23 protein-coding genes are annotated in these 22,594 nt (G+C 45.1%); 12 read left to right on the plus strand and 11 right to left on the minus strand.

The genetic code is table 11. The annotated features are described in order from the left end of the window. Window positions 1–144: 144 nt before the first annotated feature. Complete coding sequence (gene cysS / locus AB5903_RS04690) at window positions 145–1,620, minus strand: cysteine--tRNA ligase (protein WP_005655927.1); 1,476 nt, start codon at window positions 1,618–1,620, stop codon at window positions 145–147. A gap of 72 nt (window positions 1,621–1,692) precedes the next feature. Beyond that, window positions 1,693–2,514, minus strand: a complete 822-nt coding sequence (locus AB5903_RS04695; protein ID WP_016661048.1) for a Cof-type HAD-IIB family hydrolase — start codon at window positions 2,512–2,514, stop codon at window positions 1,693–1,695. A 73-nt stretch (window positions 2,515–2,587) separates the two neighbouring features. Here AB5903_RS04695 and mnmA point away from each other — a divergent pair, with 73 nt between their 5' ends. Next, window positions 2,588–3,640 carry a tRNA 2-thiouridine(34) synthase MnmA gene (mnmA, locus tag AB5903_RS04700; RefSeq protein ID WP_005655930.1) on the plus strand — a complete coding sequence of 351 codons (1,053 nt, stop codon included), beginning with the start codon at window positions 2,588–2,590 and terminating at the stop codon, window positions 3,638–3,640. Here mnmA and AB5903_RS04705 read toward each other — a convergent pair. Next, window positions 3,630–5,147: a GH3 auxin-responsive promoter family protein gene (locus AB5903_RS04705; protein ID WP_118155064.1), complete on the minus strand. Its 1,518-nt coding sequence runs from the start codon at window positions 5,145–5,147 to the stop codon at window positions 3,630–3,632. The two genes, mnmA and AB5903_RS04705, sit on opposite strands and share 11 nt — an antisense overlap. A gap of 129 nt (window positions 5,148–5,276) precedes the next feature. On the opposite strand from AB5903_RS04705, the gene AB5903_RS04710 reads away from it, so the two are divergent. Further along, window positions 5,277–6,287, plus strand: coding sequence for an ATP-dependent 6-phosphofructokinase (locus tag AB5903_RS04710; protein ID WP_005655933.1), 1,011 nt, complete (start codon window positions 5,277–5,279; stop codon window positions 6,285–6,287). Here the strand turns inward: AB5903_RS04710 and rnc are convergent. Genes rnc through AB5903_RS04725 form a run of 3 tightly spaced genes read right to left on the minus strand, consistent with a single transcriptional unit; the run spans window position 6,246 to window position 8,723 of the window. Beyond that, complete coding sequence (gene rnc / locus AB5903_RS04715; RefSeq protein WP_016661051.1) at window positions 6,246–7,193, minus strand: ribonuclease III; 948 nt, start codon at window positions 7,191–7,193, stop codon at window positions 6,246–6,248. The genes AB5903_RS04710 and rnc overlap by 42 nt on opposite strands. Window positions 7,194–7,200: 7 nt before the next feature. Next, the gene (gene fabF, locus AB5903_RS04720) at window positions 7,201–8,463 is read right to left on the minus strand and encodes a beta-ketoacyl-ACP synthase II (protein ID WP_005655936.1); all 1,263 of its coding nucleotides are present in this window, start codon (window positions 8,461–8,463) and stop codon (window positions 7,201–7,203) included. Between the two features lie 23 nt (window positions 8,464–8,486). After that, window positions 8,487–8,723 (minus strand): acyl carrier protein, encoded by a 237-nt coding sequence (locus AB5903_RS04725; RefSeq protein ID WP_004291965.1) that lies wholly within the window; start codon window positions 8,721–8,723, stop codon window positions 8,487–8,489. A 98-nt stretch (window positions 8,724–8,821) separates the two neighbouring features. Here AB5903_RS04725 and AB5903_RS04730 point away from each other — a divergent pair, with 98 nt between their 5' ends. Beyond that, window positions 8,822–9,448 (plus strand): phosphoribosylglycinamide formyltransferase, encoded by a 627-nt coding sequence (locus tag AB5903_RS04730; protein WP_272710039.1) that lies wholly within the window; start codon window positions 8,822–8,824, stop codon window positions 9,446–9,448. 41 nt (window positions 9,449–9,489) lie between these two features. On the opposite strand, the gene pdxB is transcribed toward AB5903_RS04730, so the two are convergent. Then, the gene (gene pdxB / locus AB5903_RS04735; RefSeq protein ID WP_117917075.1) at window positions 9,490–10,539 is read right to left on the minus strand and encodes a 4-phosphoerythronate dehydrogenase PdxB; all 1,050 of its coding nucleotides are present in this window, start codon (window positions 10,537–10,539) and stop codon (window positions 9,490–9,492) included. Between the two features lie 112 nt (window positions 10,540–10,651). Between pdxB and AB5903_RS04740 the strand changes: the two genes are divergently transcribed. The 4 genes from AB5903_RS04740 to AB5903_RS04755 all read left to right on the plus strand — a co-directional run bounded on the left by AB5903_RS04740 (window position 10,652) and on the right by AB5903_RS04755 (window position 13,695). After that, the gene (locus tag AB5903_RS04740; RefSeq protein ID WP_272710037.1) at window positions 10,652–11,200 is read left to right on the plus strand and encodes an ORF6N domain-containing protein; all 549 of its coding nucleotides are present in this window, start codon (window positions 10,652–10,654) and stop codon (window positions 11,198–11,200) included. Window positions 11,201–11,299: 99 nt separating this feature from the next. Beyond that, on the plus strand, window positions 11,300–12,016 hold the full coding sequence (locus AB5903_RS04745) for a glycosyltransferase family 2 protein (protein WP_272710036.1): 717 nt from the start codon (window positions 11,300–11,302) through the stop codon (window positions 12,014–12,016). Between the two features lie 19 nt (window positions 12,017–12,035). Then, entirely contained in the window at window positions 12,036–12,788 is a 753-nt protein-coding gene (locus AB5903_RS04750; RefSeq protein WP_272710040.1) for a lipopolysaccharide kinase InaA family protein, read from the plus strand. 7 nt (window positions 12,789–12,795) lie between these two features. Continuing rightward, a complete protein-coding gene (locus AB5903_RS04755; protein ID WP_117940920.1) occupies window positions 12,796–13,695 on the plus strand; it encodes a glycosyltransferase family 2 protein in 900 nt (299 codons plus the stop codon). Window positions 13,696–13,706: 11 nt separating this feature from the next. Here the strand turns inward: AB5903_RS04755 and AB5903_RS04760 are convergent, their stop codons facing one another. Genes AB5903_RS04760 through AB5903_RS04770 form a run of 3 tightly spaced genes read right to left on the minus strand, consistent with a single transcriptional unit; the run spans window position 13,707 to window position 16,228 of the window. Continuing rightward, entirely contained in the window at window positions 13,707–14,567 is an 861-nt protein-coding gene (locus AB5903_RS04760) for a capsular polysaccharide synthesis protein (protein WP_272710035.1), read from the minus strand. A 17-nt stretch (window positions 14,568–14,584) separates the two neighbouring features. Then, a complete protein-coding gene (locus AB5903_RS04765) occupies window positions 14,585–15,361 on the minus strand; it encodes a family 6 glucosyltransferase (RefSeq protein ID WP_272710034.1) in 777 nt (258 codons plus the stop codon). Window positions 15,362–15,364: 3 nt separating this feature from the next. Then, the gene (locus tag AB5903_RS04770; RefSeq protein WP_272710032.1) at window positions 15,365–16,228 is read right to left on the minus strand and encodes an alpha-1,2-fucosyltransferase; all 864 of its coding nucleotides are present in this window, start codon (window positions 16,226–16,228) and stop codon (window positions 15,365–15,367) included. 251 nt (window positions 16,229–16,479) lie between these two features. Between AB5903_RS04770 and AB5903_RS04775 the strand changes: the two genes are divergently transcribed. The 3 genes from AB5903_RS04775 to AB5903_RS04785 are packed head-to-tail and all read left to right on the plus strand — an operon-like array spanning window position 16,480 to window position 19,366. Continuing rightward, entirely contained in the window at window positions 16,480–17,499 is a 1,020-nt protein-coding gene (locus AB5903_RS04775) for a glycosyl transferase family 90 (RefSeq protein ID WP_022103953.1), read from the plus strand. 9 nt (window positions 17,500–17,508) lie between these two features. Next, window positions 17,509–18,429: a glycosyltransferase family 8 protein gene (locus AB5903_RS04780; protein ID WP_272710031.1), complete on the plus strand. Its 921-nt coding sequence runs from the start codon at window positions 17,509–17,511 to the stop codon at window positions 18,427–18,429. A gap of 55 nt (window positions 18,430–18,484) precedes the next feature. Continuing rightward, entirely contained in the window at window positions 18,485–19,366 is an 882-nt protein-coding gene (locus AB5903_RS04785) for a glycosyltransferase family 2 protein (RefSeq protein WP_368117678.1), read from the plus strand. A 31-nt stretch (window positions 19,367–19,397) separates the two neighbouring features. Here the strand turns inward: AB5903_RS04785 and glf are convergent, their stop codons facing one another. Next, a complete protein-coding gene (gene glf / locus AB5903_RS04790) occupies window positions 19,398–20,507 on the minus strand; it encodes a UDP-galactopyranose mutase (protein ID WP_272710030.1) in 1,110 nt (369 codons plus the stop codon). On the opposite strand from glf, the gene AB5903_RS04795 reads away from it, so the two are divergent. Together AB5903_RS04795 and AB5903_RS04800 are read left to right on the plus strand one after the other, a co-directional pair. After that, window positions 20,498–20,725, plus strand: a complete 228-nt coding sequence (locus AB5903_RS04795) for a hypothetical protein (RefSeq protein WP_005656017.1) — start codon at window positions 20,498–20,500, stop codon at window positions 20,723–20,725. The two genes, glf and AB5903_RS04795, sit on opposite strands and share 10 nt — an antisense overlap. 12 nt (window positions 20,726–20,737) lie before the next feature. Further along, window positions 20,738–22,576: an ABC transporter ATP-binding protein gene (locus tag AB5903_RS04800; RefSeq protein WP_005656018.1), complete on the plus strand. Its 1,839-nt coding sequence runs from the start codon at window positions 20,738–20,740 to the stop codon at window positions 22,574–22,576. Window positions 22,577–22,594 lie beyond the last annotated feature (18 nt).

The following is a 22,594-nucleotide window of genomic DNA, read 5'->3' on the forward strand; positions in this document are numbered from 1 at the left end:
AAAGTAGCATAGCCAAAAGAAAATATAGCAGAACTTAAAATATAAATGAGGTTGTGCCAACGTTTTGACACAACCTCAATTTTTTGGAGGATATGATGCACCTCTTTCTTTCGTTTATAGGAAACGGTTATAACCGTTTTGAGTTTACTTGTTTAATTTCCACTCACATCCGTCTTTGGTGTCCTTGATGGCAAAGCCTAATGCAGTCAGTTCATCACGGATTTTATCGGAAGTAGCCCAGTCCTTGTTGGCTTTGGCTTTTATACGTTCTGCCAGCAACATGTCTACAACTTTACCGAAAGCGGCTTCGCGTTCTTCATTGGAGGTGTTCTCCTCTTTCAGTCCCAATATATCGAAGCAGAAGAGATGGAAGGTCTCTTTCAGCTCTTTCAGGTCTTCGGCTGTAATGGTGTCATTGCCTGCAATGATATTGTTTATCATTCTGGCACCATCGAAGAGATGGGCTATTACAATCGGAGAATTCAAATCATCGTTCATGGCTTCATAGCATTCGGCACGTAATGTTTTCACGTTTACCGTAGAAGCTTTGCCTGGAACAATCTTCTCCAGTCCGTGTACAGCATCCATAAGCCTTGCCAGACCTTTTTCTGCAGCTTGCAGAGCTTCATTGCTGAAATCTACCGTACTGCGATAGTGGGCCTGGAGAATGAAGAAACGGATGGTCATCGGGCTGTAAGCCTGTGTCAGCGTTTTGTTGGAGCCGGTGAAGAACTCATCCAATGTGATGAAGTTGCCGAGGCTTTTACCCATTTTCTGTCCGTTGATGGTTATCATGTTGTTATGCATCCAGTAATGTACCATGTCATCGCCTTGCGATGCTACGGATTGTGCAATCTCACATTCGTGGTGCGGGAAGATAAGGTCCATACCGCCACCGTGAATGTCGAAATGTTTACCCAGATATTTCTTTCCCATTGCCGTACATTCGGCGTGCCAGCCGGGGAAGCCGTCACTCCATGGGCTTGGCCAGCGCATGATATGTTCCGGTTGGGCACGTTTCCACAGTGCAAAGTCGGCGGGATTGTGTTTTTCCTCCTGGCCGTCCAGCTCACGCGTAGTGTTTAGTACATCGTCCAGATTACGTCCTGACAGTTTGCCGTAGTGGTGGTCTTTGTTGTATTTGGCTACATCAAAGTAAATGGAGCCTTCACTTTCGTAAGCGTAGCCGTTCTCCAGTATCTCTTTTACGAGCTCTATCTGTTCGATGATATGTCCCGATGCATGCGGTTCGATGCTGGGAGAAAGCACGTTTAATGCTTCCATTGCCTTGTGATAACGGTTTATATAATACTGTGCCACTTCCATGGGCTCCAGTTGTTCCAAACGGGCTTTCTTTGCAATTTTGTCTTCACCGTCGTCCGCGTCATGCTCCAAATGACCTACATCGGTAATATTGCGGACATAGCGCACTTTATAGCCAATGTGTGTAAGATAGCGGAAAAGTAAATCGAAAGTAATGGCAGGACGTGCGTGGCCCAGGTGGGCATCACCGTAAACGGTCGGTCCGCAGACATACATACCTACATGAGGAGCATGCAAAGGTACGAATAACTCCTTTTTTCTATTTAAGGTGTTGTAAATGGTCAGTTGTTGTTCCATAACGTTTGATAATTAGTTCTTTTTGGAAAGGCAAAGGTATAACAAATATTTGTAAATTAGGACTATCTGTTTTTAAAAAGCGTGCAGGAAGTATCGTTCTACGGCGATGGCTACTCCATCTTCGTCGTTACTTGGAGCAATGTAGTCCGCAGCAGCTTTCACGGGTTCCTGTGCATTGTTCATTGCTATGCCAAGTCCGGCGTATTTTATCATGCTGAGATCATTGTAACCGTCGCCCATGGCTGCCACTTCTTCGCGGGTGATACCCAGCTTTTCCGATAATACGGCGATCGAACGTGCTTTGTCTATGCCCAAAGGAACGAGTTCCAGAAAATAAGGTTCCGAACGGTATACGCTGATTTGTCTTTGCAGACGAAGGCTCAGTTCGGCTTCTGTTTTCATAAGTTGTTCCGGTTCACCAACAATGAGGCATTTGGGTAGGGGAAGGGGAATTTCCTGCAGGAAGTTCTCTACGCGGCGTACCTGCATTTTGTTGAGGAATGCTTCTTTTTGTACGTACGGGTCGTTGGGATTTTCGGTGAGTATGCATTCGTTGTCGTATGTGAGGATTGTTTGCCGGTTATCGGTTGCAGTCTGGTACAGGATAGGCAGTACATCGTCGGGAAGCAGATTTTTATACAGTAGCTCACCGGTGCTCCAGTCTATGATTTCTCCGCCGTTATAAGAAAGAATATAGCCGTTGTTTTCTTTCATTTGCAGTTGTTCCGCCAAAGGAACAATGCCGTAGGTAGGACGGCCTGACGCCAGTACCAGGCGTACGCCGCTTTGCTGTAGCCGTAACAGGGTACGGAGATTGCGCGGAGAGATTTCTTTCTTCGAATTGGTCAGGGTTCCGTCCAGGTCAAGGACGAGCAGTCGATAGTCTTGTTTCATGGTTTGAATTTGATTGTTTTTTTGAAAGTGGCAAAGATAGGGTTTTCTCAGGATGAAATACTATTTTTGCAGTATGAAGTCAAAAGAACGTGTATTATTGGGAATGAGCGGCGGTACGGACAGTTCCGTGGCTGCCATGAAGTTACAGGAAGCCGGCTATGAAGTAACGGGAGTCACTTTCCGTTTTTACGAAGTGGGTGGAAAAACGGAATACCTGGAAGATGCGCGGGCACTGGCAGGACGGTTGGGTATTGAGCATATTACATACGATGCAAGGGAACTCTTCCGTGAACGCATTATCCGTTACTTTATAGATGAATATCTGGCGGGGCATACCCCCGTTCCCTGTACCCTCTGCAATAATGAGCTGAAGTGGAAACTTTTGGCGGAAATAGCCGATGAAAAGGGGATTTATTGGATCTCTACCGGACATTACGTACGTAAACTCTTTTTAGAGGACAACTATTACATTGCTCCGGCAGTTGACAGAGACAAGGACCAGACTTTCTTTTTATGGGGCTTGAAACAGGATATCTTGCAACGGATGTTACTCCCGATGGGAGATATGACAAAAGAGGATGCGCGTGCTTATGCCGCTGAACGTGGGTTTATGCGTGTTGCCGCTAAAAAAGACAGTATAGGAGTGTGTTTCTGTCCGTTGGATTACCGTTCTTTCCTGAAGCGTGAGGTTCCTATGGAGCAACTGCCGGGCAGAGGGCATTTTCTCGATGAAAAGGGGAATGTATTAGGATGGCATGAAGGATACCCTTTCTATACGATAGGTCAACGGCGTGGACTGGGCATTCATCTGAATAGGGCTGTATTTGTGAAGGAAGTCAGAATGGAAACCAACGAGGTGGTACTTGCACCACTTGCCTCCTTATATAAAAAGGAAATGTATCTTAAAGATTGGAACCTTATCAGTGCACATCGGGTATTGGGAGCGGAAACGGTTATCGTAAAGATACGCTATCGCAAGCAGGCAAACCGCTGTATGGTTGCTCAGGAGGAGAACGGACATCTGCGGGTTTCGCTGTTGGAGCCGTTGGAGTCTATCGCTCCGGGGCAAGCCGCCGCCTTTTATGATGCGGACGGCTTGTTGTTGGGCGGTGGTATTATTCTTTGAAGTTGAGCTTCAGCATCTCTTCAATGTATTCTCTTGTATTGCTGAGGCGCGGTATCTTATGCTGTCCGCCAAGCTTGCCTTTACTGTCCAGCCAATCGTGGAACAGATTTCTGCGGGCAACGATTATCTCCAGAGGCTGCAAAGCCAGGTCATTCTGCCGTTTGGCTTCATAGTCGGAATTCACTTCTTTAAGGGTGTCATCCAATATTTTGGCAAATTTATCCAGGTCATCTGGCATTTTGGCAAATTCAATCAGCCATTGATGGCGGCATTTGGCATGTTCGTCCATGAAGACGGGAGCGGCGGAATAGTCTACAATCTGTGCTCCCGTGGCAGCACAGGCTTTGCTTAAACCTTTTTCCGCATTGTCCACGATAAGTTCTTCGCCAAAGGCATTGATGAAATGCTTTGTGCGGCCGGTAATGACGAATTTGTACGGGCGGTTATTGGTGAACTTCACGGTATCTCCAATCATATACCGCCACAGTCCGGCAGAAGTGGAGATGACCATTGCGTAGTTCTTGTTGAGTTCTACTTCTTCCAGACAGCAGATACGCGGATTTTCCTTGCCGACATCTTCCAAAGGTATGAATTCATAGAAAACACCGTAATCAATCATCATCAGCATGGCCGGATCGTTCGGGTCGTTCTGTGTGCCGAAATAGCCTTCGGAGGCATTATATGTCTCGACATAGTGCATCTTGGAACTTTTGATGACTTGTCTGTATTGTTCCCGATAAGGAGTAAAAGCCACTCCGCCATGGAAGAATACTTCCAGATTGGGCCATACTTCTTCCAATGACTGTTTCCCGGTTTTTTCAAGTATATGTTTAACAAGTACCAGCATCCAGGATGGCACACCCGAAAGATTGGTGACATTGGCATGGATTGTACTGTTGGCTATGGCCTCCATCTTAGGTTCGAACTCGCTCATCAAGGCTATTTCCTTGCTTGGCACACGGATATAGTTGACCAGCGGGTGTACATTCTGTATCAGAATGGCAGATAAATCACCTACCAAACTATGGTTGGAGTTCAGGTTGGGGCTGTGGCTACCGCCGAGAATCAATCCTTTTCCGGAAAAAAAACGGCTTTCGGGATTGATTCCCAGATAGATGGCAACAGCATCTTTCCCGCCTTGATAATGAGTGTCTTGCAGAGACTCTTTGCTGACCGGAAGGAATTTGCTTTTATCGTTGGTTGTTCCCGAAGACTTGGCAAACCAACGTATTTCCGACGGCCAGAGCAAATTTTGTTCACCGGCACGCAAGCGGGCTACATAAGGTTTGATTTCTTCGTAAGTCTGTATGGGAAGGCGTTTTTTGAAATCTTCATAAGTACGAATAGAGGCATAGTCATATTTCTTTCCCCATTCCGTATTGGCGGCCATGCGTACCAAACGTTTCAGGACACCTGCCTGCAACTCACCTGCATGTTCAGTGTACAGTTCGATTTCTTTCAAGCGGGGGGCGAAGTATACTTTATTCAGAAGTTTTGTAATATTCATCGTTCTTATCGAAATCTGTTTAAGTGTGCAAAATTAATCTTATTTATCGGCATCTCTATCTTTTTTCTCTTTTTTTTCTATCTTTACGTCCGTATAGGTGAAAAGAACCGTAATTTAAACTAAAACATCATGAGAATCGGTATTTTGACTTCAGGCGGGGATTGCCCCGGTATCAATGCGACTATCCGCGGCGTTTGCAAAACGGCTATCAATCATTATGGAATGGAAGTAATAGGTATTCATAGCGGTTTTCAAGGATTATTGACAAAAGATGTGGAATCGTTTACGGACAAGTCTCTGTCCGGGTTATTGAATTTGGGCGGTACGATGCTGGGTACTTCCCGTGAAAAGCCGTTCAAGAAAAACGGGGTGGTATCTGATGTAAACAAGCCTGCTTTGATAGAACGGAATGTAAAGGAACTGGGGCTGGACTGTATTGTCTGTATCGGCGGTAACGGTACGCAGAAAACGGCTGCTAAGTTGGCTGCCATGGGCTTGAATATAGTTTCCGTACCTAAAACCATTGATAATGATATTTGGGGGACCGATTTTTCTTTCGGTTTTGATTCTGCCGTCAGTATTGCTACGGATGCCATAGACCGGTTGCACTCTACCGCCAGTTCGCACAAGCGGGTGATGGTGATAGAAGTGATGGGGCATAAAGCCGGCTGGATTGCGTTGTACTCCGGTATGGCTGGTGGCGGTGATGTGATTTTAATTCCCGAACTTTCTTATAATATTCATAATATAGGTGATACGATTCTGAATCGTCTGAAGAAAGGAAAGCCGTATTCCATCGTTGTGGTTGCCGAGGGAATTCAGACGGACGGCAAGAAACGTGCAGCCGAATATATCGCACAGGAGATTGAATACGAAACGGGTATCGAAACCCGTGAAACGGTTTTGGGGTATATCCAGCGGGGTGGTTCGCCTACACCTTTTGACCGTAATTTGTCGACCCGCATGGGAGGGCATGCTACGGAGTTGATTGCAGGCGGACAGTTTGGGCGTATGGTAACGCTGAAAGGGAATGAAATATCTTCCGCTCCTTTGGGGGAGATAGCCGGAAAACTCAAATTAGTGACCGAAGACCATGATTTAGTCGTCCAGGGTAAGCGTATGGGGATTTGTTTCGGATGATTTGGCTGTATCTTGTGCAGTATCCGCAGGTTCCGTATAATCTGTAGCTTCAGGAACTTCTGATGTTTCTACAGCAGAGGTCTCTTCTGCGACAATTGGGGTTTCCTCTGTTGCCACATTTTCCTTTGCCGCGTGGTTCTGTATCTTGGCTGTTTCAATAGCTTCTTTGAAGGCTTCGTCACTCTTGATTTTCTTCAATGCCATTTGTGCGGCATTTTGCTGTGACTCCTTTTTGGAATAGCCTGTACCAGTTCCGGCAGAAAGGCTCTCTATGCGGACTTCGGTATGGAACATCGGGTTGTAATCCTGGTCGAGGAATTGCTCTATCAACTCAAAGGAAACCTCCATTTTGGTTTTCTGGCTCCATTCGATAAGTTTGGATTTGAAGTTGACTTCCTTGCGCGACATCTTGTCGAGGTCGATGTAGTTCTTGAGGATTTTTTTCTCCATGAACTGCTTGCAGCGTTCATAGCCTTGGTCCAAGTAGATAGCTCCGATAAATGCCTCGAAAGCATTGCCGTACATATAGCTGTTGTGCGACGAAGAACGGGTGGAATACTTAACCAGTTTGTCCAGCCCTATTTCTACAGCCAGTTTGTTTAGAGTTTCCCGTTGCACGATTTTAGAACGGGTATTGGTAAGAAAGCCTTCCCTGCGTCCTTCAAAGTGCTTATATACTATATCACCGACAATGGCATCCAAAATGGCGTCGCCTAAAAATTCCAGCCGCTCGTTATTTAACGGACGTCCTTTTTCGGAACGGATGGAAGTGGATTTGTGAAGCAGTGCTTGCTCATAGAACCGGATGTTACGGGGAAAGAATCCGAGTATCTTATAAAAACAAAAATAAGACTCTCTGTCCTTATGGAATAAGAGCCTTATTTTATCTATTTGATTACGTAACACGACCGTATTATTCTGCGTATTTCTTGAAAATAACACATGCGTTATGACCGCCGAATCCAAACGTGTTGGACAAAGCTACATTCACTTCACGCTTCTGAGCCTTGTTGAACGTAAAGTTCAGGTCATAGTCGATGTTTTCGTCGTTATCACCCTCTTCGTGGTTGATAGTCGGAGGAATAATGCCATTCTTGATGGCAAGAATACTTGCGATGGCTTCCACCGCACCGGCAGCACCCAATAAGTGGCCTGTCATGGATTTGGTTGAACTGATGTTCAACTCATAAGCATGCTTGCCGAATACTTCCTGGATAGCTTTCACTTCCGAAATATCACCAACAGGAGTAGATGTACCATGAACGTTGATGTAATCTACTTCTTCAGGTTTCATTTCTGCATCTTCCAACGCATTTGTCATTACCAGTTTGGCTCCCAGACCTTCCGGGTGGGAAGCTGTCAGGTGATGCGCATCGGCAGACATACCTACGCCGGCAACCTCTGCATAAATCTTGGCACCACGTGCTTTAGCGTGTTCCAGTTCTTCAAGAACCAGACAGCCGCCGCCTTCACCCATGATGAAACCGTCGCGGCTTGCGCTGAACGGGCGGGATGCAGTCTCCGGAGAGTCATTGCGGGTAGATAAAGCGTGCATAGCGTTGAAGCCACCTACACCGCAGGCTGCGATAGCTGCTTCCGAACCACCGCTGATGATGGCATTTGCCTTACCCAAGCGGATGAGGTTGAATGCATCGGCAATGGCATTGGTAGAAGTGGCGCATGCAGAACAAGTCGCATAGTTAGGACCATGAAAACCGTACAGGATAGAAATTTGTCCGGCAGCAATATCCGAAATCATCTTGGGGATGAAGAACGGATTGAACTTAGGACCGTTTTCTTTATGGAGGGCATAGTTACCTGCTTCTTCTTCAAATGTACGGATTCCACCAATACCGGCGCCAAAGATGACACCGATCTTGTTCAAATCCTCATTTTCGACATCAAGACCGGAATCTTCTACCGCTTGCTTGGCTACACCAATGGCATATTGGGTATACAAGTCCATCTTGCGTGCCTCTTTGCGGTCGATATATTGATTGGCATCAAAGTTTTTCACCTCGCATGCAAATTGGGTCTTGAAAAGTGATGCGTCGAAATGAGTAATAGGTCCTGCTCCACTAACCCCATTCACGAGATTTTCCCAGAATTCGGGTACTGTGTTGCCAATGGGAGTAATGGCGCCAAGACCTGTTACTACAACTCTTTTTAATTCCATACTAAGATATGAATGGATTAAGATTACTTAGCGTGTTCTTCGATGTAAGATACAGCATCACCTACAGTACCAATCTTCTCAGCTTGGTCATCAGGAATAGAGATACCGAATTCTTTTTCGAATTCCATGATAAGTTCTACAGTGTCAAGAGAATCTGCTCCCAAATCGTTAGTGAAGCTAGCTTCGTTAGTAACTTCTGATTCTTCAACGCCTAATTTGTCGACGATAATCGCTTTCACTCTTGATGCAATTTCAGACATAACTTTAAGTTTTTAATTAATAATTAGTTTTATTTCTTTAAATTTGCGGTGCAAAGGAATGAATATTTATCGTTCCTCGCAAATATTTGATGAATTAAATGCACCTTTTTGCACATTTTTCACGGTTTTGTGCAGGATTTGGAGGGTTTATGAGTAAAAACATTGCTATTTTCGCTTCCGGTAACGGGACAAATGCAGAGAATATCATCTGTTATTTCCAAAATAGCGAATCGGTGAACGTAAAGCTGGTTTTGGCAGATAGGGAGACTGCCTTTGTTTTGGAACGTGCACGTAGACTGAATGTTCCGTTTGCCTGTTTGGACAAGGCCGCATGGGCGGATGGTACGGCTGTATTGTCTTTGTTGGAAGATAAAGGAATAGATTTTATTGTCCTTGCCGGTTTCCTTGCACGTGTGCCGGACTGTATCTTGCATGCTTATCCTAATAAAATTATAAATATTCACCCTTCCTTATTGCCTAAATTTGGCGGTAAGGGAATGTATGGCGGACATGTGCATGAAGCTGTGGTGGCTGCCGGTGAAACGGAAACCGGTATTACCATACATTATTTGAATGAGCATTTCGATGAGGGCGAAATTATAGTGCAGTACAAATGCCCTGTCCTGCCGCAGGATACGGCAGAAGACGTGGCAAGGAAGGTGCATGCGCTGGAATATGAATATTACCCGAAAGTTATCGGCGGTTTGTTGTCGGAAGTTTGCTGATAACCTTTCGGGATATTGTTTTTGCGGAAAGAAGCGGCATGCTATTCCGGATGATTCACAATTGTGTATGCTTCTTTCTCTCTTCTTAAAGGATAGTCTCCCCGTAACTTCTCAAATAGTTCCGGATGCGTTTTGAGCGCATTGCTGTCTTGTCGGGGATCGTACATTTGTAGATAGGCGGCCGATAGGGTATCTGCTGTAATGCGCGGTTGGCTTGGGGCAGGAGGAATAATCTGATAGTCTGCCTGTACATTGAAATACCGGCACAGGGCATCCAGCGACATGCGGGTTGCATTGGCTTTGCCGTCTGCCGAATAGCCGGCGATGTGCGGTGTGCCGAGGAATACCTTATCCAATAAGGTGAGGTTTATGGCCGGTTCATTTTCCCAGACATCAATGATAGCATCCGAAACCAGTCCTGTTTCCAAAGCGTTCAGCAGTGCACCGGTCTCGATTATTTCTCCGCGTGAAGTGTTGATGATAACAGGCTTCCGCTTTAGCGATTGGAAAAAGGCGTTGTCGGCGAGATGGCAGGTCTTGTATCTGCCTTCCTTATATAAAGGTACGTGGAAAGTGAGTATGTCGCATTCTTCGGCAAGTGTTTGCAGGGACGAAAAGCCTTGTTTCCCTTCTTTGTCCTCACGGGGAAGGTCGTTCAGTAAAACGCGCATCCCCAATTCCTGTGCCACTTTTGCAACTTTGCTGCCTACATTGCCTACTCCGATAATGCCGATAGTAACTTCCGGTAAATTGATACCTTTCAGCGTTTGCAGCAAAATTAAAGATGATTGCAGGTATTGGGCTACGGAGGCGGAATTGCAGCCGGGAGCATTTGTCCATGTAATACCGGCTTCGCGGCAGTATTCCGCATCGATATGGTCGAAGCCGATGGTTGCCGTAGCGATAAACTTAACCTTGCTACCTTCCAGCAATTCCCGGTTGCAACGAGTGCGTGTACGGATAATAAGTGCATCCGCATCTTTCACCAAAGAAGGGGTGAAGTCTTTTCCCGGTGCGTAGACTACTTCATCGGCTATTTTTTCAATGGCTTCCTTTATAAAAGGTATTTTATCATCGACAATTACTTTCATGATGCTTTTGTTTTATTGCAGGCAAAGTTAGAAATAATTCATGAGAACAGACATTTCTGATATAATAATGCATACCTTTGACAGATTGTTTAAAACATAAATTGATATACTGATGAAAACACTGATTGGCTTTGAGGAAATAGAGGATAAGATAATTACTCTTCGCGGGCAGAAGGTTCTTTTGGACAGGGATGTTGCTGCTTTGTATGGGGTGGAAACACGGGATATTAATAAGTCGGTTAAAAATAATCCGGATAAATTTCCCAAAGGGTATATTATTGAGCTGAATGATAGTGAATTAGGAAAATTGCGGTGGAAAAATTCCACCACAAATCTTTCTAAATCAAGAGTCTTGCCTAAAGCCTTTACAGAGAAAGGTCTTTATATGCTTGCTACCATTCTGAAAAGTTCTCGTGCTACAAATGCAACGTTTGCGATTATCGAGACTTTTGCCAAACTGCGCGAACTCTCCCGTACCTTGAACAACCTGCCGGATGCTTCCGAAGAGCAGCAGAAATCCTTGTTGGAGAAAAGCGGTGATTTGTTCTCCGATTTATTGGATAATAATCTTCAGGCAACAGACTCGGAAACAACGATTGAACTGAATCTCGCCGTATTGAAAGTAAAGCATACGGTAAAACGGAAAGCAGATAAGGAATAAATGAGGCAAACTGTTTGGCTGTGTGCAAAATATTGTATAGTTTTGTCAACTTGTGGGAATTTTGCAGCTTGTTGAACAAAGACTAATTAATTATATCCAATGAAGTGTATTCATATCATTACTCCTGTAAAGGACTCCATTGAATTGACGTTGCAAACGGTGGAAGCCATTGTTGCATCCGATTTTCAGACGCCGTTTACCTATACCGTATATAATGACTTCAGTACAGAAGAGAACACGGCTAAGTTGCAGGATGCATCCGAAAAGCTGGGCTTTGAATTGGTAAATCTTGCGGAAATAACGGACCATCCCTCACCGAACTATCTGCTGGTATTGCAAATGGCACAGCAACGTGCCATCGAGGCGGAGGCAGGTTTGATAATCGTGGAGTCGGATGTTGTGGTAAAGAAGAATACATTGCAGGCTTTGTTCAACGGAGCGGCGGAACGGGCGGACTGCGGTATTGCCGCTGCCGTCACAGTCGATGAGAAAGGAGAAATCAACTATCCCTATCTTTTTGTGAAAGGTAAGGAAAACCAGGTGTTTCCAGAAAAAAAGCATTGCAGTTTCTGCTGTTCCTTGCTGACATTGAATTTCCTGAAAGCATTCGACTTCCATCAGTTGAACCCTGAAAAGAACTGGCATGATGTAACTGTTTCGCATCAATCTTTGAAAGAAGGGTTTAAGAATTACCTGTTTACTACGTTGCCGGTATTGCATCAGCCCCATGGCAGCCGTCCGTGGAAACAATTGAAATATAAGAATCCGTTGAAATATTATTGGTTGAAGTATACAAAGGGGTTGGATAAAATCTGATATATTTATGAAATTTGAAATGAGCCGGAAATCCGATATGTTTCATCCTTATACATTAGTTATTCACCCGGACTTTAAGGAGTTGGGAGATTTTATCTTGTCTTTGCCGGAACGTTTTGAGAAAAACGAAGGTGTCGTTATTCATAAAGGACGTAATGAATTGAGAAAGATGGAATATGGCGGTCGGGAGTATGTTGTTAAATCTTTTCACCGCCCGAATATCATTAATCGCTTTGTGTACGGTGTTTTCCGTCCATCCAAAGCGAAGCGTTCTTACGATCATGCCGAACTGTATCTTAAGATAGGGGTAGGGACTCCGCAACCGGTAGGATATTTCAATGTGCGCAGCGGCCTTTTGTTCGATAAAAGTTACTATGTGAGCTGTCTGTCAACATGTCCGTATGTCTATAACGACCTGTTCAGGCGGAAGTTTGACTATGAAGAGGAAGTTTTGCGTGAGATAGGGCGGGTAACTGCCGTTCTCCACGAACATGGATATGCCCATAAAGATTACGGACGTGAAAATATCCTGTTTCAGAAAACACCGGAAGGCATTAAGCTGGAGATTGTCGACTTGAACCGTATGTTTGTCGGAACTATCGGCATGAAAGCCGGTTGCAAGAACTTCGAACGGTTGCCGGCTACCCCGCAGATGCATCGCTGGATGTCGGAGGAGTATGCAAAGGCCCGCGGTTTCGATGTGGAAAAGTGTTTTGAGCTGATGGTTGCTTACAGAAGTACTCAGCCGGGAAAGATTGATAATCTTTATTAAAATCGTCATGAATATTATAGCCGTAGTTGTCACTTATAATCGGATAGAACTGTTGAAGAGAACGGTTCGTTGCCTGCAACAGAATAAGCCTGTTTCCTCAATTGTAGTTGTCAATAACGGCAGTACGGATGCTACTGCCGAATGGCTGAAGACCCAATCGGGACTTACCGTTATCAATCAGGCTAATGTAGGGGGCTCCGGTGGTTTTTACACCGGTATGCAGTATGCATATCAGGCAGGTGCGGATTGGATTTGGTGCATGGATGATGATGTCTTTCCGCGTGCCGATTGCCTGGAACGGTTATTGCAGCATGCCGGCCGGGAAGATATAGGTATACTTGCTCCGCGCCGTTTGCAGGAGGGGAAGCTTTTCACGCATGAGTTTCAAGGGTATAACTTGACGAATCCTTTTGCTTCCATGTACACCGGGAAGCTGGCGAAACAGACTGTAACAGGGCCTGTGGAGATACAAGGAGCGGCTTTTGAGGGACCGTTTATCCGGCGTGAGGTTGTTGGGAAGATTGGTTATCCCAATAAGGAACTGTTTATCTTTTGTGATGATACGGACTATTGTCTCCGTACGGTACAGGCGGGATTCAGAATTCTGTATGTTCCTGATGCGCTGATGGATAAGGAGAAGTTTTTCTCGAATGACAGTTGGAGCGAACGGAGTAAGAAGAAAAAGTGGAAACGTTTCTATCAGGTACGTAATTCCACTTATTTGAGCCATCATTATGGACGTAATTGGGCAGTAAGGTATCTTCGCGGTTTTAATGGAGTGGCGGGCTATATTTTGACGGCTCTTGTCACTTGTCCGTTTACCGATGCTTACCGATGGAGTGATATCCCTAAACTGTGGAAAGCTTATTGCGACGGGATACACGAAAGGCTGGGGAAAATAGACTGATTGACCGGTTGTCAGAATGCCTTATCGGTCAGGAGATGGGCATAGATTGTCTTTTTCCCGTTGCGGGTTTGCATGGCAAATGCTTTCTTGTAAGTCAGCTTGTGGAAATGGTATTTGGTATAAAACGTTTCCATTGCTTTTTTATCATATTCCTGGTTTAAGCATTTAGAAAGATTACTCATGGGCTGTATCGGAATATTATTCACCATTTTCGATACGGCAGGAATATGTTTGTATGCTAAGGCAAAGAGGTAATCGATAAAAAGATAAGTTACAATCCGGTTGTTGTTTTTCCAATAATTGTAGAAAGCATCCAGGATGAAAGAGGGGAGAATATTGCCTTTACCGCAAGCAAGAAAGAAACCGGTCCATTTACCTTTTACCACGTTGCAGTTATTGGGGATGTGATGATGGCTGTAGTATGGCAGGCTCGTGTTGATTATCGAATCTATATCTTTTGTGAGCAATATCGTGCTATCCAGCCATATGCCTCCATGCCGTTTTAATAAATTCATTCTTAGCAAGTCGGAAAAATGCGTGATTGTCATTTCGCGTTTGTACAATCTCTGCATGATAAAGTCGGGCATTGTTGCATATTCCTGAAAATTTTTCTCTGTTATCAGGATTACGGGGTGGTTGTCTGCATGCCGGCATATGGAAGAATAGCATACTTTTACTATGTCGGGCATCTTCTTTTCTCCTTGCCACCAGCACACCCATATTGGAGATGTTGCACCGATAGGTTCTTCCTTTTGGGGTGTTTGTTCCTTATAATGGTCAAGAATCTCATTTGTCTTATATCTGTAAAGTATAATGAGGGTAAGCAGATAATGTTTGCCTTTAGATATAACTTTTTGATCTATTTTTCTCAAGAATAACCTTAATTCTTTCATCGTTTCAGTAGCTTGTTTAGAATATTCCGAATGGCTTTGCTAATAAGTTTCAGGCGGTTCCTTTTTTTTAAGGAACAGATATAGGATGCTCCCAGAATGGTGTTCTTATCCCTGAATATTATTTTGGGAGTTGGGGGAACCGTCCATTCTTGTGGGCAGCCATATTCTGTACTCAGAATTTTAATTTGCTTATCCAGCAGATATTTGTTCAGGTAAGATTCATCATGCCAGCGTGCTGTGATGTTTCTTTTTAAGTCGGTTTCCGTCATAAGGCTGCATTGTTCTAACAATTCGATATAGGCCTTGCTCTCACCGCCGATTAGTCCGCCTTGATAATAGTGCTCGCCGCTGTTGTATGGTATGTATGCTTGTGAATTTTTTCTTCGCTCATAATGATATTTTCGCAATGGTTTGTTTTTATAGGTGTGCCATTCCAAACCGGTCAATGCCTCTTTCTCGGTCGGTAAAAATTCTTCGGGGGTTATTATTTGCAGAAACTCTGTGTTGCCATTGAAAAAGAACAGATAATCAAAATGTTTGAGTTCTTCTTTGTGCCTTAGGAACATTTGGTAGCGGAACAGGACATTTTTGGGCCAGCCCAAATCTTCCTGGAACGAAACTTGTACATTAGTGCTGCTTTTTAACGGATAATCGGTGAATATGAAGTATTTCTTTTCATATTGAGGAAGAAACAACGATTCGCAACTGGAATAGAACTTATCCCAAAGTCGGATATATTTTCCGATACCCACATAAAGAATACCAATTTTCATAATTTATTGTATGCTGTCAGGTTGATTAATCGGTACTTTTATCCATTTGTCGGGACAGATGTCCGGTGTTTCGCAATGCCGGAACCAGCGTTCGGGCATGATTACGGTTTTATTTTCCCGCGGGTTCAGCCATGCTCCCCACCAGCTGAACGTACTGTTACAGATAATGTGGTGACGGCAGCGGCTCATCAGCATCATATCCTGCCAGCTTTCTGCACCTTTGTTCCAGTCGATGAAGAAGGCTTTTGGCAACGGCAGGTTTTCTTTCACCCAGGCAATGTCGTCCGAGAAAACATAGTAGGAGGGCTGGCTTATCCGTTTGTTCATTTCGGCTATGGCGTTGAGGTAATAAGGCAGTTGGCATACACAGCCGGTTGTTTTCCAATATTTGGGTTCCAGGTAATCTCCCCGGCGTACATGTATGGAAACCGCATTCTCGTCATGGTCTATCTGTTCGGACATTTCCTTTGTTTTCCTGTTGGACAGGCGCGGATTGAATGTAAAAGCCTTGCGTATATCGTCTGCCATGTCGGCAAAAAAACGTTCCGACTGATAGAAACCTTTGAAATATAATAGAGGCCAGAAATACTTTTTATCATATGGAACAAGACTTGACGGGACTTGCTTGCGTTCATAGATTTTCTTGAAAAAGAGAAATTCAATAACCTTTTTTAAGGGTTGGTTGATACGGAATTCTATTGGGGGAAGATTGAAAACCCGATGCATCTCATAGCCGTTATGGGCTTTGTAGTGCACCATATCGGATAAATCAATCCGGGTATTGATGTAATGTTTTTTCATCTGCATATAGAAGGCGTAGATAAACATTTGATTGCCCAGTCCGCCGGTCATTTTAATAAATCTCATATCTCTGTTTTTGAGGAAAATGTTTTTTAAACGTTCGTTTAAAAAACATCTTTTCAAACGATTTTAAATTGTTCATATTTGTATATATTTATAACTATATTATATGTACGTATCCTCAGATTGATACATTTTTATCCGTAAATGCGAAAAAAACGAGTCACAATATTTTTTAGATAGGAAATAACTTTTATCTTTGTGTTTTTTAAACGAACGTTTAAAAAATATTTCTTTTGACCATAAAACGGTATTAGATGAGTGATAGTCTGTTGTATAAGCTTCGTAGCGGCAAGCCCCCGAAGGTATTCTTCTTTTTAAAGGGATATTTGAAGCGGTGCATACCCGATTGCTTTTTCAGAATCCGGAGAAAGAGCTGTTTGGCACAAGTGGAGGCGCGGCCTGATAAGGATTACATTTATGAAAGGGTGAATTATTATAATAAGATGCAGTATCCGGTAGACCTGCCCGATACAATATTGCATGAGCATAAGCATAGCTATTATGTCTATCTGGACAAGATAAAGAATTTCCGTCCGTCTACGTTTCACAAGGCATATTATTTTGATTTGCAGGATGTGGCCCGTTGGTTTGACCGCCAACTGCGCATCAGCTATATTCCCGGTGACGTATATTTTACTCCCGAATACCCTTCGATTGTAAAGAGCCGGCTGCTGAAGGAGGACAATGCGTATTCGGTTGTGCTTAAACTGGACAAACTGCGTCATTTTATATTTCTGAACGATCCTGTGCCTTTTTCACAAAAACGCAATCAGGCTATATTTCGCGGAAAGATTCGCCTTAGCCGCATTCGTGAGAAGTTCCTTCAAAAATATTTTGGCTCATCCATTTGCGATTGCGGCGTGGTGGGCAGGAACGAAGGTTATCCTGAGGAGTGGATGACTCCCAAGAAAACAATCCGTGAGCATCTTGATTATAAATTTATCATGGCGCTCGAGGGTAACGATGTCGCCTCCAACCTGAAATGGGTAATGTCGTCCAACTCCATTGCCGTAATGACGCGTCCTACCTGTGAAACCTGGTTTATGGAGGGAAAGCTGATTCCCGATTATCACTATATAGAGATTAAGGATGACCTTTCCGATTTGGAGGAGAAACTAAACTATTACATCGCTCATCCGGCAGAGGCGGAACAGATTGTCGAGCATGCCCACGAATATGTTTCCCAATTTTTCGATGCCGGACGCGAACGGCTGATTTCATTGCTTGTAATGGATAAATATTTTCAGGTAACCAAACAAACGTCAAATTGTTAACACCATTGTATGATACATATTGCTTGTAATATTGATGCTAATTTTATACAGCACTGTGCTGTTACGCTGGTTTCTCTGTTTGAGAATAATAAGCGTGCCGATATTTGTGTGCATATTGTAGCTCCGTACCTTTCGGAAGCGGATCAGGCTATTCTACGCAACCTGGCTACTCCTTATGGCAATGAAGTCTGCTTCTACTATCCTCCGAAAGATCTGTTGCAATGCTTTTCCATAAAAAAGTTCGGCAAGCGGATTTCCATGGCAACTTATTACCGTTGCATGTTTTCATCTATTCTGCCCGAGAGTTTGGAGAAAGTACTTTACCTGGACTGCGATATTGTAATATTGGGAGATATTTCAGAATTCTGGAACACGGATTTGTCCGGGTGCGGTGCGGCTTGTGTCGAAGATATCGGCAAGGATGAGGATGAGCGTTACGAACGCTTGCACTATGATAAGTCCTGCTCGTATTTCAATGCGGGGGTACTGCTGATTAATCTTGATTACTGGCGGAAACATAAGGTCGATGTGCAGTGTGTGCGGTATTTCGAGACTTATCCGGAGCGCATCCAGTTTAATGACCAGGATTTGCTGAATGTCGTCCTATGCAAGGACAAGGTCTTTGTTCCTTTGAAGTGGAACATGCAGGATGGCTTTTATCGCTACGGCATTGACAAACGGGTAGCCGACTGGCAGGCTTTCCGTGAAGAACTGCTGCATCCTGTCATTCTGCATTATACCAACAAGAAGCCCTGGAATTATGACAGTATGCATCCGTTGAGGAATGAATACTATAAATACCTGGATATGACGCCCTGGAAAGGGAAACGGCCGCTTTCTTCTGTAAAAGAGCGTTTAAAAAGGTACATTAAGTGCGTGCCTTATTTGTTGGGGCTTAGAAAACCTAAATATGTGAACCTCGGCAAGTAGCAGCCTGCGGTCCGGGACGCATTTTGTGAAGCTGTTTGATAACTGATTACGTGAGATGGTAAAAGTTTCTATTGTAATACCTGTTTATAATCGGAAAAATTTCCTGACTGTATGCATAAAAAGTTTGCTTGCACAGTCTTTTGAAGATTTCGAGATATGTCTGGTCGATGACGGAAGTACGGATGGCACCGGGCTTCTGTGCGACGAACTGGCGGAAAAGGATACTCGCATCAGAGTATTGCATGTGCAAAATGGAGGAGCAGCCTATGCGCGTCAAAAAGGGGTGGAGCTGGCAACAGGAGAATGGGTAGTCTTTGTCGACTCTGATGATACCATGCCTGCCGACGCTTTGCAGCGTTTGTTTCAAGCAACGTCGGAAGATACGGATATTGTAGTCGGTTTTTGCAGGAAAAAGCGCTTGTGGGGGGTAAACAGGCTTTCGCCGGCTTGTTACCGTAAGCTTTTAATCAAGGGCAGATACAACATTTCGGCTACATGCGGAAAGCTGTTCAGGCGCACGTTGTTTGATGAGTACACGCTACGTACACCCCGGGAGATTGTGATGGGAGAAGACATGCTTATGAACCTGCGGTTGGCGTTTGCATCATCCAAGCCGGTACGTCTGGTTGGCGGAAACAGTGTCTATAACTATATACAACATGGCGGGAATATAACGCATGTATTCAAACTTACGGCTGATTACGAGCACATCTTCCATAAGGAGAGGCTGTTGTCCATTCCCGAAGAAGAACATGCCCGCTATATGCCTGTAATGATTTACCGCAGGCTGAGGATGCTGCGCCGCATTCTGCGGTGTGCGCAAAAAGACAATACGGTTGAAGAGCTGCGGACTTCTGCTTTTGTGAAAGAGCTGCTTGCAGATATCCATGCTATCCGTTATACATTCTGGCGTTATCCGCACTGGAGGCTTTGGTAATTTCTCGCAAGTGCGGGTAAGTAAGGCGGAATCATAAGCTCTCTTTTTCCCACAGCCTTAATGCCGCTGCCACCGTATCGTCCATGTCTGCATACGTATATTGCGCCAGTCTGCCGCCGAACAGCACTCGCTCCTGTTGCTGTGCAAGTTCTTGATATTTCCTGAAAATCAGGCTGTTCTTTTCGTCGTTTACCGGATAATAAGGCTCTTTCCCCTGTTCAAAATCATCGGGATATTCATAGGTGATGACAGTAGAACGCTGTTTGCCGAACTCAAAGTGCTTGTGTTCGATGACACGGGTATAAGGAGTTTCGCGGTCGGTATAGTTCACGACTGCATTGCCTTGAAAGTCTTCTATATCCGTGAGGTGTCTGTGTTCGAATCGCAGGCTGCGATATTCCAGATGTCCGCATGCATAATCGAAGTATTCGTCTATGCAGCCGGTGTAGAGCACCTTCTCCGCCAAAGCGTCCAGCTCTTTGCGGTGCGCCATGTAATCGGTTCCGGTGCGCACCTCGATGTTCTCCAGCAAGGCACCGATTAAACGGTTATATCCTCCCATGGGAATGCCCTGATACGGGTCGTTGAAGTAGTTGTTGTCGAAGATAAACCGGAACGGAATGCGCCGGATGATAAATGCCGGAAGCTCTGTTGCCGGGCGTCCCCACTGTTTCTCCGTGTATCCTTTTATCAGTTGCCGGTAGATGTCCTCTCCGCAAAGTTTCAGTGCCTGTTCTTCCAGGTTTTGCGGGTGGGTTATATGCTCGTATTCCCTGCACTGTTCCTGTATCTTTGCCCGGGCCTCTGCCGGAGTACGTACTCCCCACAATTGGTAGAAAGTGTTCATGTTGAAAGGCAGGTTATACAGTTTTCCTTTATAATTGGCAATCGGAGAGTTGGTGTATCTGTTGAACTCAACAAGCCGGTTCACATAATTCCATACTTCCCTGTTGTCTGTATGAAAGATATGCGCACCGTATTTATGCACGTTGATGCCGTCTACTTCTTCGCTGTAGATATTGCCGCCGGTGTGTGGACGTTTCTCTATCACCAGACATCTCTTTCCGGCTTTATGAGCCTCATGGGCAAACACGGCTCCGAACAGGCCGCTGCCTACAATCAGGTAATCGTATGGTTTCATTCTTCTTTAGCGTTGTTTTTATCCAGCTACAAAGCTACACAATTATTATCGGGATTGCAGAAAAAGTACCGGTTATTGTGCCGCGTTTTGATAAAAACAGTTGTTTCACATGCAATCGGCTGGTTTTTATCCGCCCGGCGCGCAAAAAAGAACCTGTTCGTTTTATTCTCCCCCTGCTTTGTGCTATCTTTGCGCCCGATACGAACGTAATGAATTAACTGTTTGACCGAATGAAAGAATTCTTCCGACTCCTGCGGCGTTTTGTTCCGCCTTACAAGAAATATCTGATATGGGCATTGTTCCTGAACCTGCTATCGGCAATTCTGAACATATTCTCTTTCGCCCTGATTATCCCTATCCTTCAGATACTTTTCAAGATGGATACCAAGACCTACGAGTTCATTCCCTGGGATGCGGCAGGAATCAACATGAAAGACATAGCGGTCAACAACTTCTATTATTACGTCACCGAGATGATAGCCTCGCAGGGCGGCTCATTGACATTGCTGATTTTAGGCGTTTTCCTGGCGGTGATGACCCTGCTGAAAGCATTCTCCTATTTCGCCTCTTCCGCCGTGATGATTCCTCTCCGCACGGGCGTGGTGCGCGACATCCGTGCGCAAGTATATAATAAGGTGCTGCACCTGCCGCTGAGTTTCTTTTCCGAGGAACGGAAAGGCGATATCATAGCCCGCATGAGCGGCGACGTTACCGAGGTGGAGACATCCGTAACCAGTTCGCTGGATATGCTGATAAAGAACCCGATACTGATTATAGCCTATTTCGGCACATTGATAGCCATCAGCTGGCAGCTGACGCTGTTCACGCTGCTGGTGCTTCCGGGTATGGGCTGGGTAATGGGTACGGTAGGCAAGAAACTGAAACGGCAGTCGCTGGATGCGCAGGCAAAGTGGAGCGATACTATGTCGCAGTTGGAAGAAACCCTGGGCGGGTTGCGTATCATTAAAGCCTTCATTGCCGAAAACAAGATGATGGAGCGTTTCAATAAGTGCAGCAACGAATACCGCGATGCTATCAACCGGGTAGCCACCCGCCAGGCATTGGCGCATCCCATGAGCGAGTTTCTGGGCACATGCGTCATCGTTATCGTGCTGTGGTTCGGCGGCACGTTGATTCTGAGCAACAGCGCTACTATAGACGCCCCCTCGTTCATTTACTACTTGGTGATACTGTACAGCGTTATCAACCCGTTGAAGGAATTCTCCAAAGCCGGATACAACATTCCCAAAGGACTTGCCTCCATGGAGCGTATCGACAAGATACTCTTTGCGGAGAATCCCATTAAAGAACCTGCCCGGCCGAAGCAGCTCGTCTCGCTGGATGACAAGGTGGAATTCAAGGACATCAGCTTCAGCTACGACGGTTCCCGCCAGGTATTGAAGCATATCAACCTGACCGTACCCAAAGGCAAGACTATCGCACTGGTAGGGCAATCCGGTTCCGGAAAATCCACGTTGGTGGATTTGCTGCCCCGCTACCACGATGTACAATCGGGCAAGATCCTGATAGACGGTCTTGACATCAAGGATGCGCGCATCGCCGATTTGCGCGGCCTGATAGGAAACGTCAATCAGGAAGCCATTCTCTTTAATGACACTTTCTTCAATAACATTGCTTTCGGTGTAGAGAATGCCACCATGGAGCAGGTTGTGGAAGCTGCCAAGATAGCCAATGCCCACGATTTCATTATGGACACCGAGAAAGGTTACGATACCAATATCGGCGACCGTGGCGGCAAACTTTCCGGCGGACAACGCCAGCGTATCAGCATTGCCCGTGCCATTCTCAAGAATCCTCCCATACTGATTCTGGATGAGGCCACCTCCGCACTCGATACGGAGTCGGAACGTCTGGTGCAGGAAGCTTTGGAGCGGTTGATGAAAACCCGCACCACGATTGCCATTGCGCACCGTCTTTCCACAATCAGGAATGCGGATGAAATCTGCGTGCTCTACGAGGGCGAAATCGTAGAACGCGGCAGGCACGAGGAGCTTCTTGCCAAAGACGGCTACTATAAAAAGCTGAATGATATGCAATCTTTGGGATAATACCCCCTCTGTGTTGTT

Origin of the sequence: Bacteroides sp. 2201st1_D9_2201SCRN_220225 (assembly GCF_040928965.1) — a bacterium.
Taxonomy (GTDB): Bacteria; Bacteroidota; Bacteroidia; order Bacteroidales; family Bacteroidaceae; genus Bacteroides; species Bacteroides stercoris.